This window comes from Polyangium jinanense, assembly GCF_028435365.1.
Genome location: NZ_JAGTJJ010000007.1, coordinates 236714 through 248284 on the forward strand (window position 1 = coordinate 236714; position 11571 = coordinate 248284).

11 protein-coding genes are annotated in these 11571 nt (G+C 70.8%); 8 read left to right on the forward strand and 3 right to left on the reverse strand.

Going from position 1 to position 11571, the window contains the following annotated elements; genetic code table 11:
* Positions 1–44: 44 nt before the first annotated feature.
* Positions 45–1265, forward strand: a complete 1221-nt coding sequence (locus tag KEG57_RS17330) for a type II secretion system F family protein (RefSeq protein ID WP_272420737.1) — start codon at positions 45–47, stop codon at positions 1263–1265.
* Positions 1265–2572: a sensor histidine kinase gene (locus KEG57_RS17335; protein ID WP_272420739.1), complete on the forward strand. Its 1308-nt coding sequence runs from the start codon at positions 1265–1267 to the stop codon at positions 2570–2572. The genes KEG57_RS17330 and KEG57_RS17335 overlap by 1 nt, the downstream gene beginning before the upstream one ends.
* Before the next feature lie 4 nt (positions 2573–2576).
* Here KEG57_RS17335 and KEG57_RS17340 read toward each other — a convergent pair whose 3' ends face one another.
* On the reverse strand, positions 2577–2828 hold the full coding sequence (locus KEG57_RS17340) for a hypothetical protein (RefSeq protein ID WP_272420741.1): 252 nt from the start codon (positions 2826–2828) through the stop codon (positions 2577–2579).
* A gap of 198 nt (positions 2829–3026) precedes the next feature.
* Here KEG57_RS17340 and KEG57_RS17345 point away from each other — a divergent pair, with 198 nt between their 5' ends.
* The 3 genes from KEG57_RS17345 (at position 3027) to KEG57_RS17355 (ending at position 7466) form a co-directional block, all read left to right on the forward strand.
* Entirely contained in the window at positions 3027–3623 is a 597-nt protein-coding gene (locus tag KEG57_RS17345; RefSeq protein ID WP_272420742.1) for an MlaC/ttg2D family ABC transporter substrate-binding protein, read from the forward strand.
* A 176-nt stretch (positions 3624–3799) separates the two neighbouring features.
* Positions 3800–6142 (forward strand): tetratricopeptide repeat protein, encoded by a 2343-nt coding sequence (locus tag KEG57_RS17350; protein ID WP_272420744.1) that lies wholly within the window; start codon positions 3800–3802, stop codon positions 6140–6142.
* 88 nt (positions 6143–6230) lie between these two features.
* Positions 6231–7466 (forward strand): aspartate kinase, encoded by a 1236-nt coding sequence (locus KEG57_RS17355; protein WP_272458637.1) that lies wholly within the window; start codon positions 6231–6233, stop codon positions 7464–7466.
* Positions 7467–7476: 10 nt separating this feature from the next.
* Here KEG57_RS17355 and KEG57_RS17360 read toward each other — a convergent pair whose 3' ends face one another.
* Positions 7477–9018 (reverse strand): hypothetical protein, encoded by a 1542-nt coding sequence (locus KEG57_RS17360; protein WP_272458638.1) that lies wholly within the window; start codon positions 9016–9018, stop codon positions 7477–7479.
* 146 nt (positions 9019–9164) lie between these two features.
* On the opposite strand from KEG57_RS17360, the gene KEG57_RS17365 reads away from it, so the two are divergent.
* Genes KEG57_RS17365 through KEG57_RS17375 form a run of 3 tightly spaced genes read left to right on the forward strand, consistent with a single transcriptional unit; the run spans position 9165 to position 10709 of the window.
* Positions 9165–9533, forward strand: coding sequence for a DUF4911 domain-containing protein (locus tag KEG57_RS17365; protein WP_272420749.1), 369 nt, complete (start codon positions 9165–9167; stop codon positions 9531–9533).
* Entirely contained in the window at positions 9530–10174 is a 645-nt protein-coding gene (locus tag KEG57_RS17370; protein ID WP_272420750.1) for a hypothetical protein, read from the forward strand. The genes KEG57_RS17365 and KEG57_RS17370 overlap by 4 nt, the downstream gene beginning before the upstream one ends.
* Positions 10161–10709: a thioredoxin domain-containing protein gene (locus KEG57_RS17375; protein WP_272420752.1), complete on the forward strand. Its 549-nt coding sequence runs from the start codon at positions 10161–10163 to the stop codon at positions 10707–10709. The genes KEG57_RS17370 and KEG57_RS17375 overlap by 14 nt, the downstream gene beginning before the upstream one ends.
* On the opposite strand, the gene KEG57_RS17380 is transcribed toward KEG57_RS17375, so the two are convergent.
* Positions 10706–11530, reverse strand: coding sequence for a phosphate/phosphite/phosphonate ABC transporter substrate-binding protein (locus KEG57_RS17380; RefSeq protein WP_272420753.1), 825 nt, complete (start codon positions 11528–11530; stop codon positions 10706–10708). The two genes, KEG57_RS17375 and KEG57_RS17380, sit on opposite strands and share 4 nt — an antisense overlap.
* Positions 11531–11571 lie beyond the last annotated feature (41 nt).

An 11571-nucleotide genomic window follows, 5' to 3' on the forward strand; every position in this document is an offset into this window, starting at 1 on the left:
GCTCGCCCCTTATCCTGGTAGACCGGGGAGTCGAGCAAGAAACCATGGCCGAGTTTGCATGGGAGGCCCGTGCCAGGACCGGAGAGGTCCGCAAGGGCGTGATGGATGCGGAGAACGAGGCCGCCGTGCAGACCCGCCTGCGCGGCTTGCAGCTCAACCCGACGAAGATCACGCAGAAGCGGAAAAGCCTCGATCTCAAGAACGTCACGCTCGGCTCTGGCGTCAGCTCGCAGGACCTCGTCAAGTTCACGCGCCAGTTCGCGACGATGATCGACGCGGGCCTGCCGCTCGTGCAGTGCCTCGACATCCTCGCGAACCAGGAGCCGAACCCCAGGTTTCAGATCGCGCTGCGCGACATCAAGAACAGCGTCGAGCAGGGCGCGACGTTCAGCGACTCGCTGCGCCGGCACCCGAAGATCTTCGACGAGCTCTTCGTGAACCTCGTTCAAGCCGGCGAGGTGGGCGGCATCCTCGACACGATCATGAACCGCCTCGCGGGCTACATCGAGAAGCGCGCGAAGCTCGCACGACAAGTGCGCGGCGCGATGGCGTACCCGGTGGCCGTCATCATCATCATGATCGTGGTCATCGTCGTGCTGATGACGTTCGTGATCCCGGCGTTCGAAGGCATGTTCGCCGAGTTCGGCGCGAAGGACGCGCTGCCGGGCCTCACGAAGGCGGTCATCGCGACCTCGCGCGCGTTCGTCAGCGCCTTGCCCTTCACGATCGTCGGCTCGATCGGCCTCGTGTTCGGCTCGATCCAGTTTTACAAAAACCCGAAGGGCAAACGCATGGTGCACAGGCTCCTGCTGAAGTTGCCTATTTTCGGGCCGGTGATGCAGAAGATCGCGGTCGCGCGGTTCACGCGGACGCTCGGCACCTTGCTCGGCTCGGGCGTGCCGATCCTCGACGCGCTCGACATCGTGGCGAAGACCGCGGGCAACGTGATCATCGAGGAGGGCCTCGTCTACGCGCGGGCCAAGATCTCCGAGGGCAGGAACATGGCCGAGCCGCTCGAGGAGATCAAAGTCTTCCCCGGCATGGTCGTGCAGATGGTGGCCGTCGGCGAGCAGACCGGCGCGCTCGATACGATGCTGAACAAGATCGCCGACTTCTACGAGGAAGAGGTCGACGTCGCGGTCTCGGCATTGACCTCGCTGCTCGAGCCTCTGCTCATGGTCATCGTCGGCGTGGTCGTCGGGGTGGTGCTCATCTCGATGTACCTCCCGATCTTCAGCCTGGCAGGCAACATCAAGGGCGAGTGATGAAGCTCGGCATCCGCGACGGCGCCGAGAGCTCGTTCGCGGTTCGCTTTGCGTGGCTCACGGGCCTGCGCCTGATCGTCCTCACGATCGTGCTGATCGTGATGACCACGATCTATCTCGGCGGCATCGGCACACGCGCGGATTCGAGCCGGATCGCGATGCTCACGTTCGCCGTCGCGTTCGCGCTCACGGGCGTCTACGCCGCGGTGCTGCGGATCGGCAAAGGTTTGCCGCTGCTCGCGTATGGGCAGATGCTCGTCGATCAGGTTGCGTGGTCGATGATCGTCTACGTCTCCGGCGGGGCGACGAGCGGCGCGACCTCGCTCTACGGCTTCACGTGCCTTTGCGGAGCGATCCTGCTCGGCCTCCGCGGTGCGCTCATCGGCCTGATCGCAGGGGCCTCGTCGTACGCGCTGATCTGCATGCTGCTCGTGCAGGGCTACCTGAAGCCGCCGCCGGATCAGCCGCTCGAAGCGTACGCGACGGACTGGTCGGAGGCCGCGTTCCCGCTCGTCTTGAACCTGCTCGCCATGTGCGTGGTCGCGCTGCTCGGGAGTTACCTGGCCGAGCGTTTGCGCGAAACGGGCGGCCGGCTCGTCGTGGCGACGGCGCGTGCCGAGCAAGCCGAGCGGCTCGCGGCGCTCGGCCGGCTCGCAGCAGGGCTCGCGCACGAGATCCGCAATCCGCTCGGATCGATCGTGGCCTCCATCGAGCTCTTGCGAACGGGTGGATCGCTCGGCGCCGAGGATGAAGCGCTCTGCGCGATCATCGAGCGGGAGACGACGCGCCTGAACGAGCTGGTGACCGACATGCTCGACGTCTCGCGCCCGCGCGCGCCCTCGAAGGCGCCGATGGATCTCGCCGCGACGGCGCGCGACGTGGTGGTGCTGGCCGGGAAATCGGGCCGTGGTCGCGACGTCCCGTTGCGTTTCGTGGGGCCGAACTCGCTCCCGATCGTGGGTGACATGGCGCAGGTGCGGCAGGTCGTGTGGAACCTCCTGCGCAACGCGATCCAGGCGAGCTCCGCCGGCGCGGAGGTCGTCGTGCGTGTCGAGGCGGACGCGGGCGGCGCGGTCGTGCTCGCGGTGGAGGACCGGGGCGTGGGGATCCCGCCGGAGGCGCGCGAGCGGCTCTTCGACGCGTTCTTCACGACGCGATCGCAGGGCATGGGCATCGGCCTCGCGGTGGTGAAGCGGATCCTCGACGATCACGGTTTCGCGATCGAGGTCGAGAGCGAGCCCGGGAAGGGCACGACGTTCCGCGTGCGGATCCCGGCCTCGAAGGAGCTCGAGCTCGCGTCCGGGTGAACGATCAGGGCGACTCGAAAGGCGCGACCGGCGGATCGATCCGGAGCGAGGCGTCCGGGAGCAGCACGATCGAGGACGCGTCGAGGAGCAGGATGGGCTCGTGCGGGCCGGCGTCGGGCGTTTCGGAGGCACCCTGGCCGCGGGGCACGGGCGGCGCCTCCGGGGGCGAGAACCCGCGCGACGCGAGCCAGCCGAGGCCGAAGAAACCGAGCGCGCCGGCGAGCCCCGCTGCGAGGAGGATCGGGCGGCGCTTCATGGCCCGATGGTGGCCCGCGAGCGACAGTGGCGCCACGCGTGTCGTGGCCGCCCGTTCACAGGACCTGCGTCGGGGTTCGGAATCGGCTAGATCCGGCGCGTGGCACGGAAGGTGAATAAAAGCGGGCTTATGGACGTCTGCCTGCAGTTCCGCGGCGCCCGGGCGGCGAAGAGCGGTGGAGGCAGGAGGAGCTGGAACGTGAAACGAACGAACTTTGTCGGCGCGTTGGTCTTGTCGTTCGCCGTGTCGCTCGCGGGCGCCGCGGGCCTCGCGCATGCCGGAGCGGCGACGGACGTGGTGAAGGCCAAGCAGACGGCCTTGTTCGATCTCCTCAAGAAGCCCTCGAACGACGCGAAGGTCAGCGCGATGTTCGACGAGCTGCTCGATTATCAGGCGCTCGCGGAGGCCTCGCTCGGATCGGAGTGGGCGGCCCGGACGGACGCTGAAAAGGCCGAGTTCAGCGAGCTCTTGAAGCAGCTCGTCCGCAAGTCGTACGAGCGAAACCTCAAGAAGACGCTCGATTTCAACATCGAGTACACGTCCGAAGAGAAGAAGGGCGACGCGATCGTGGTGAAGACGCGCGCCGTGTCGAAGAAGGACGCGCGCAGCGAGCCGGTCGAGATCGCCTACGTGATGGCCGAGAAAAACGGCACGTGGCGCGTGAAGGACATCATCACGGACGACGTGAGCCTGGTGGGGAGCTACCGCTCCCAGTTCACCAAGATCGTCAAGAAGGACGGCTTCCCGGCGCTCATCAAGAAGATGAAGGACAAGCTCGCGAAGGGCGACGTCTGAAGCAGCTTCCGACATGAACACGCGGCCCTCGGGCGAACGAGCCCGGGGGCCGTTTGCCTTTCGAACATCCTCAATCGACGCTCGGGGGCTCCGCCCGGACGAGCCGGGCTACGCCCCCAAACCCCCCGGCTCGGGAAATTCGCGGTACGGCACGCCTCTTTGGTAGGCTAGGGCGCGTGGCTTTTGGTGTCGGGCCAGGAGGGCGAGCGCGCCCCTTCGGACGCGCTGAGCCGCTCCGCGTCCCGACGACGACGGGGAGCAGCGGCGCGGAGGCGAAGCCTCGCCCGACGGATCGGCCGATCCTGCTGCTCTCGGTGCAACGAGGGACGCTTTCGATCGAGCTCGACGCGCCGTTCGCCGTAGGGCCGCTCGTCGCGACCGAGCTCGCGATCGCGCTGCCAAGCGTGCGTTTTCCGGTGGATCTCACGGGAGGCGTGACGCGGTTCCGGCATCGACGTGGTGTGCTCGGGCGGCTCGCCGTGTCGGCGAGGACCGAGGATCTCGCGGCGTTCGCGGCGCCGCGCGCGCGGGGTGTGCTCGGGGAAGGGACGCCCGAGATCGGGATCGTCGCGACGGAGGTGGGGCTTCGCGTGGGGATGCGGCTCGGACGCGCGGCGCTCGCGTTCGATGTGGTGATCGCGCCGAACGAGCGAGACGTGCGGCTCGTGCCCGAGCGCGCGCGTGGCATGGGCCTCGGGGCGCCGCCGCATGTGCTCGCGCTGCGTGTGCTCGCCGAGGTTTGTCGGCCGTTCGGGCGTCTTGCAGGCAGCGCGGTGATCCTGCCCGATGCCGTGGCTTCGCTCGTCAGGCACGTGATGCCGGCGGCTGGAGCGCGCGCGCCGTCGGTGCATGGTGCGCGGTGGGAAGCGCCGGCCGTGGAGGAGATGAGTTTGTCCCTGCGCGCCGATGCGACCGCGTCGCCGCCAGCGCTGCCGGCCGCGGCGATCCGGGCGATCGAGCAAGCCGAGCTCACGGCGGATGCGGACGCGATCGCGGCGTCCGGCGACCTGGAAGAAGCGCGCAGGCGGTACTTGCTCGCGCTGGAGCGCGCGCCGCGGCATCCCGAGATTTCCTCGCGGATCGCGTGGATCGACGTCGCGGAGGGCGAGCGAGCCGAGGCCGCGCTCTCGACGCTGGTCGACGCGATCCCGGCGATCGACGCGGGTCTGCTCGGCGGTGCGCTGCTCGCGGCGATCGGCGATGAAGGCGGGGCGGTCGCGGCGTACGCGCGCGCCGCGCACGCCGAGGCGTTCGGGCCGCTCGCGGCGCTCGTGTGGCTCGAGGTCGCGCGGATCTCGCCGGAGCTCGCGACGCGGCTCGACGCGCTGGATCAGGCCGTCGTGCGGTCGCCGAGCTTGGAGGACGCGCGCTGGGCGCGGATCGAGGCGCGGCTCGACGTGGGAGACGCGCAAGGCGCGCGGGTCGATGCCGAGCACCTCGAAGCCGCGGCCCGCGGGCCCGAGGCGCGGCATCGCATCTGGAGCCGCGCGGCCGATGCGTTCCTGTCGCGAGGATACGTGGCCGAGGCGCGTGTGCTGTTCGAGCGGGCGCTCCGGTATGCGCCTGACAGCCCCGAAGCCGCGCTCGGGCTCGCGCTGTCGCTCCGCGCCGCGGGGGAGGGACGGCGCGCGCTGGATCTGCTCGCGCGTGCCGCATCGCTCGCCGCGCGCGCGGGGCGCACGTTGCCTTCGGTCGAGATCGAGCTCGCGCGTGCGCTCGTCGAGCATGCGTCTGATCGTCCCGCCGCGATCGCGCGGGTCCGTGCGATCCCGCCGGGGCTCGTGCAGACCGCGGAGGCGCGTGCGCTCGAAGGTCGATGGCGCGCCGAGCTCGGGGATCTCGCGGGCGCCTCGCTCGCGCTCGCGCGGCTGCGCGAAGCGGCGGAGGCGGTTTCTCCGGACGATCCCGATCGGGCCGCGGCCGTGGCCGCGATGCTCGTCGAGGCCGCCGACATCGAGGAGAACGCGCGTGGGGATCTGCGCGCCGCGCAGCGCCACCTCGGCATCGCGATCCGGCTGCGCCCGCGTGATCGCCAGATCGGTGCGGCTTTCCGTCGAATCTCGACCGAGCTCGGCCGCGCTGCGCCCGCGCCTCCGCCCCAGGCCGCGCCTCCGCCGGTTCCCGCGGAAGAGATCGTGCCGTCCGATCGCGCGCCTTCGTTCACGCCTCCCGCGCCGTCGGTGGAGTCCGCTCGCTCGCTCGACGAAGCACCCACGAACGACGAGGACGACGAGAGCGACGAGATCCTCGTCGAGCGCCTCACCGACAAGCTCCGCGCGAACCCGCACGATCACGAGGTCGCGCTCCGCCTCGCCGACGCGCTCGCGCGTCTTGGTCGCGATCTCGAGCTCTTCGCGCTGCTCTCGGCGCGCATCGAAGAGGGCGGCGAGGAGGTCCGGCGCGAGCTCTGGCCGCGCAGACGCGCCGTGCTCGAGCGGCTCGCGGAGACGGCGCGGGCCGAGGGCCGGCCCTCGGAGGCGGAGCTCTACGAAATGATGGCGGCGAGCGAGGAGGACTAGCCTCGCCGCGTGTTTGCCCCTTGCGCGGCGGTCGTGCTAGCGGTCGACGAAGGCGCGCTCGCGCGCCCTCTTCTCTCCGAGGTACCTCGTGCAAGGCAGTGAGTCGAACGGAAGGCGGCGCCCGATCATCGTCCAGAAGTACGGCGGCTCCTCGGTGGCCGACGTCGAGAAGCTCGGGCGGGTGGCCGATCGTGTCGTCGCCGCGAAGCGCGCGGGCAACGACGTCGTCGTCGTCGTGAGCGCGATGGGCAAGACGACCGACGGCCTGCTCTCGCTCGCGCGGCAGGTCGCGAGCCAGGCCGGAGGTGCCGCCGATCCGCCGCGCCGCGAGCTCGACATGCTCCTCTCCACCGGCGAGCGCGTCTCCATGGCGCTGCTCTCGATCGCGATCCAGGCGCGTGGCGAGGCCGCGATCTCCTTCACCGGCTCGCAGTCCGGCATCCTCACGAACGACCGCCACTTCGACGCGCGGATCATCGAAGTCCGGCCGCACCGCATCGAGGACGAGCTCGCGCGCGGGCAGATCGTGATCATCGCCGGCTACCAGGGCATGAGCTACCGGCGCGAGATCACGACCCTCGGCCGCGGCGGCTCCGACACCACGGCCGTCGCCCTCGCCGCCGCGCTCGAGGCCGAGCGCTGCGAGATCTACAGCGACGTCGACGGGGTCTACTCGGCCGATCCGCGCGTCGTGCCGGACGCGCAGCACCTGCCCGAGCTCGATCACGCGATGCTACAGGAGATGGCCGAGTGCGGCGCGAAGGTCGTCTGCGCGCAGGCCGTCGAATGGGCGCGCCGCGCGAACATCGCGATCTACGCGCGATCGACGTTCGATGTGGAGGACTTTGGCGCGCGGCAAACCGTGGTGCGCAAGTTCGGCCCCCGCGAGGATCTCCGCGCCCGCGCGGTCGTCGGCGAAGGCAATGTCGCGCTCGGGAGCTTGCCCGACGTGGCGAAGCTCGACGATCTGCTCCGCGTCGCGGGCGAGGCGAAGGTGCCCTTGAAGGATCTCGCCGTGAACGAGCGCGGCGCGAGCTTCGTGGTTTCCCTGCTCAACGTGCCCGACTGGCGCGGCGCCAAGCAGCGGCTCACCGGCGCGCTTCCGTCGCTCGCGCTCGTGGAGGACGTCGCCGTCGTCAGCGTCGTCGGTGATGGCCTGGCCGCGACGACCGAGCCCCTCGCGCGGTTCCTCGCCGCGCTCCGCGGCGTCTCCGCGACCCCGAGCGCCCTCACCGCGACGCCGCTCCGGCTCAGCGCCGTCCTCCCCGCGAGCGCCCTCGCCGAGGCGCAGCGCGTCCTGCACCGCGCCTTCGTCGAGAGCTGATCCACCGCTGTCAGTGCGGCCGCGCCGGACCGAGCGCGACGAGGCCGAGGCGGCTCGCGATCCAGACGACCTCGCGCGAGCCGTCCCATGCGATCGATGCCTCGCCGAGGCCCGTCCCATCCGGCCCGCGTAACTCTGCGACGCGCGATACGTCGCCATCCTCGCCCACGCGCACCACGTACGACGTCGCGTTGCCTGGGGGCACCATCAACGCATAGAGCGGCGCATCCTCCTCATCGCCCGCGAAGCACGCCCCGATCACGTCGTGCAGATCGACCGACTCGAACGAATGCGCGCCGTCGTTCGACAGGAGCAGCCCGCGCGGCGACACGATCGCCACGCGCCTCCCCGCCGCCGCGACGGCGAGGCTCGACCTCGGATCCCCCACGGCGAGCTCGGCCGCCGCGCCTTCGAGCGGCGCCCTTTGCCAGGCCTCGTCATCGCCGCGCAGCCTCTCGATGGCCGCGCCTTCGGGCCGCGTCGCCAGCACCACGAGCGTCCCGCCCGCCGCCTTGATCGCCCGCACCCCGCCTTCCCGCGCGAGCACTGGCGTCCCTTCGCGGCCCGTCATCGACCAGAGCGAGCCCTCGTGCAGGATCCAGATTCGCCCCGGCGTCGCCGCGAGCTCCACGGAGCTCTTCCCCGATCGGAACCCCGCGACCGGCGTCGCCGACGCGCATCCATCACGGCTCACGAGCAGCCCCCCGCGCGCCGACGCCACCACCGTCACCTCGTCCGTCGCGACGACCGCCGTGCTCGGCGTATCGAGCCCCGTTTGCCGCGCCGCGTGCGCGCCCTCGTCCACCACCAGCACCACGTCCCCCGCGGCGAGCACGCGCCCTCCGCACACCGTCACCGCGGTGCACGGCACGGGCGCGCCGGCGCCCTCGAGCACCACGAACCGGCTCGGCGCCCACGGCGGCAGTTTTCCGCGCGCCGCCTCTTCGAGCAGCTCGTCCGCGAGCGCCTCGTCGTCCGCCTCGTCGTTCGCGCTCTCGTCGAGCTCCGGCAGCGCCGACTCGTCGACGTCGTTCTCCGCGTTCTCGCCTGTCCCTTCCGCGCCGCCGTCGTCCTGCGTCGCGTCGAGCTCCAGATCTGCCGCATCGTCGTCGCCGAACGCGCTCTCGTCCCGATCCTCGTCGAGCGCGCTCTCCTCGCTGTCGAGTGTCGCCAGATCCTCGTCGAGTGACCCGACGTCGACCCCCTCCTCGGCGTCGTCCCCGGAGCCTGCGTCCGCGTCCTCGTCCACGTCGAGCCCCACGTCGAGATCCTGGGCGTTTGCGTCGTCGAGCGGATCTCCGCCGTCGTCGCGCAGCTCTGGAAGCGCATCGTCGAAGCTACCGTCGTCCGCGTCGTCGTCCCCGGCGTTCGGGTCCGTGTCGAGCGGCGGCAGCTCCATGTCGTCGTCCTCTTCCTCGGTTTTCCGGGGTGCGCGGGCCGGGGCCCCGAACGCGAGCGCGCGCCCGGGTTCGTCCTCCCTCCCGGGCTCCCCCTCCCGGCTCTGCGGAGCGCAAGCAACTTCGGCAACCGGATCGTCTTTCCCGTACGACATGGCGGCACGAATCTAGCGCCTTTGCCCCGACGAGCACGGCGCGAGCGTTGCTTCCTCGGCTGGAAAGGCCGTCCCCACATGGCACGCGTGGAGGGTCGTACCCGTGCTGGATCCCGGCGCTGGGCAGTGCTTACCTGTTCCGTCCCATGCCCCCGTCCGACACGGCGCATCACGCCGATGGCGCCTGCACGCCTCACGCCGACCAAGCGCCTTCCTCCGCGCGAAGCCCTGGCCACGGAGGCCCGGCACGGAGGCGACGCGCGCTGCCGATCCCCGAGGTCTCGGCGGGCATGCTCGTGCGTCGCGTCGACGTCCGCCCCGCGGATGTCGTTTTTCTCAAGGGCATCCTCGAAGCGAGCGAGGGCCTCGGCACGATCTTCGCCGAGCGAGGTGGCGAGCTCTTCGTCGCCGCGCCGCCCGATCGCGAAAAAGATCTCGTCGAGCTGCTCGACGACCTCGTGCGCGAGATCGACGTCCGCGTCCATCCCGAGGCCCAAGCCGGGAGCGATCGATGAACGAGCCGCAGGAGCCCGGAAACCCCGAGCCTCGTATCCTCGCGGCCTGGCGCGAGTGGCTCGGCGCGCTCGCCAACGACGCCGACGCGGCCCTCGCCGCGGCCGACGTCTACGCCGGCCTCGCGCCCGAAGCCCGCGACGCCTGGCTCGACGCGCTCGCCGAGGATGCGCCTGGTTTGTCCGTTCCCCTCGTCGCCCTTTACGCCCCGCTCCTCGCCGTCGAGGCCGATCCCGAGCGCCGCGCGCGCATGGAGGCGGCCATCGTCCTCGGCGACACCTCGGCGTGGCGTGGCCGGCCCATCCGTGCCCTCTCGGGCATGGCGCGCGGCGGCGCGCGTGTCGTCGCGCTCGTCCAGCCCGTCTACCTTCGCTTCGTCCGCGTCCTCTGGTGCCGCTACTTGCCCGACGAAGGCTTCTTCTGGGCCCGGCACGACTGCCTCCTCAGCGAGGGCGACGCTCCTCGCAATGGCGCCGTCGTCGATGGCGTCTTGCTCGAAACCACGCCGCTCACCCCGGTCGTCGAGGAGCTCGCGCATGCGATCCTCGCCCATCGCCGTCGCGGCGGCGAGCTACCCGCGTCCTTGCGCGAGTTCGCCGACCTCTTCGACGCCGACTTCGAGGCGATCGATGATCCGCGCTAGACGCGCCCTGCTCCTCGCCTTCCTCGCGGCCCCGGTCGCGTGCTCGTCCACGCCTCCGCCCGACGCGCCCACGCAGCCGCTCGTGCGTGGCCCGCGCATCGTCTTCTCCTACGAGACGCTCGACGGCGGCGCGTTGTCGACGGACACGGTCGCCGGCCGCTACACCGTGATCGGGTTCGTCGCGACGTACGACGACTCGTCCCACGCGCAGGCCCGCTTCCTCTCGACCCTGGTGCGGCGCCATGTCCCGCGCATCAACGCCGGCCTCGTCGTCCTCGAACCGCCGCACCACAAGCTGCTCGTCGAGTCCTTCGCGAAGGTCGTCGATCCGCCGTATCCGGTCGCCATGGCCGACGAGGCCACGATCGCGGGCGCGGGGCCGTTCCAGGGCCTCCACCACGTCCCGAGCGTCGTCATCCTCGATCCCCAGGGCCGCGAGGTCTTCCGCAACCTCGGCCTCGCGACGGCCGACGCTCTCGACGCGGCCCTGCGCGCGCTGGAACAGGGAAAGACCCCGCAGACGAACGCGCGTTAGGCCTCGGGATCCTGCTTGGCGATGAGCTTCGCCAGCGGATCCAGGTGCTCGCTCAGCGCCACGACGAACCCTTCCGCGCCGAAGAGCGTTCGCGCGGCCCGACCGAGCTCGCTGTCTCCACTGCCCACGAGCGCCCGTTGCACCTTGCGCATCGTCGACACCGGCACGCGCACGCTCGCGGCCATCACATCGGACGGGATCGGCCCCGCACACGTGATCACGTGCACCTCCGCCGCGCCCCATCCGGCCCGCACCACGCGCTCGCCGCGCGGATGGCTCGGATCCGGCTCCACGTGCACGAACGTCGCGCCCACGTCCGCGTCGCCCCGGAGCACCGCGCGCGCCACCTCGCCGTGCGAACCGAAGAAGAGGTTCTCGCGGAAGGCGCGATCGAGGTCCACGCCGATCGAGCGCAGATGCGCCCGCAGCACGATGTACCCGGCCGCGCTCTGCCGATCCACCCACGCCGCGCGTAGCCCCTGGAGATCGCTGATCTCCCGCAGCGGCGAGGCCTTCGGCGCATACAACGCCGTCATGTAGGACGACGCCCCGTTCCGCACGGGCAGCACGATCGGCATGACGCGCGCGCGGCTCGTCGCGCGCATCGCCACGAGTGGCGGCAGCCAGCCGAGATCGACCTCGCCTGTCTCCAGGGCTTCGAGCAGTGTGTTGTAGTTCCAGCCTCCGAGGCCGTTCACCTCGAAGCCCGTCGCCTCCGACAGCGCCTTGCAGAACGCGTTGAGCGACGTGCGTGACCCCTCTGGATCCGACGTGAGCACGACGCCCACGGTGAGGGCCGTCTTCTCTTCTTCCGGAGCCATGCCCCACGGTCGCAGGGGGTCACGCGGTGGTCAAGACGGGA

What these genes read in the sequence shown, in the direction of transcription:
- KEG57_RS17330 (WP_272420737.1), top strand. Translation starts at nt 45, where the DNA reads ATGGCCGAGTTTGCATGGGAGGCCCGTGCCAGGACCGGAGAGGTCCGC.
- KEG57_RS17380 (WP_272420753.1), bottom strand. Translation starts at nt 11,530, where the DNA reads ATGGCTCCGGAAGAAGAGAAGACGGCCCTCACCGTGGGCGTCGTGCTC.
- KEG57_RS17335 (WP_272420739.1), top strand. Translation starts at nt 1,265, where the DNA reads ATGAAGCTCGGCATCCGCGACGGCGCCGAGAGCTCGTTCGCGGTTCGC.
- KEG57_RS17375 (WP_272420752.1), top strand. Translation starts at nt 10,161, where the DNA reads ATGATCCGCGCTAGACGCGCCCTGCTCCTCGCCTTCCTCGCGGCCCCG.
- KEG57_RS17340 (WP_272420741.1), bottom strand. Translation starts at nt 2,828, where the DNA reads ATGAAGCGCCGCCCGATCCTCCTCGCAGCGGGGCTCGCCGGCGCGCTC.
- KEG57_RS17365 (WP_272420749.1), top strand. Translation starts at nt 9,165, where the DNA reads ATGCCCCCGTCCGACACGGCGCATCACGCCGATGGCGCCTGCACGCCT.
- KEG57_RS17360 (WP_272458638.1), bottom strand. Translation starts at nt 9,018, where the DNA reads ATGTCGTACGGGAAAGACGATCCGGTTGCCGAAGTTGCTTGCGCTCCG.
- KEG57_RS17370 (WP_272420750.1), top strand. Translation starts at nt 9,530, where the DNA reads ATGAACGAGCCGCAGGAGCCCGGAAACCCCGAGCCTCGTATCCTCGCG.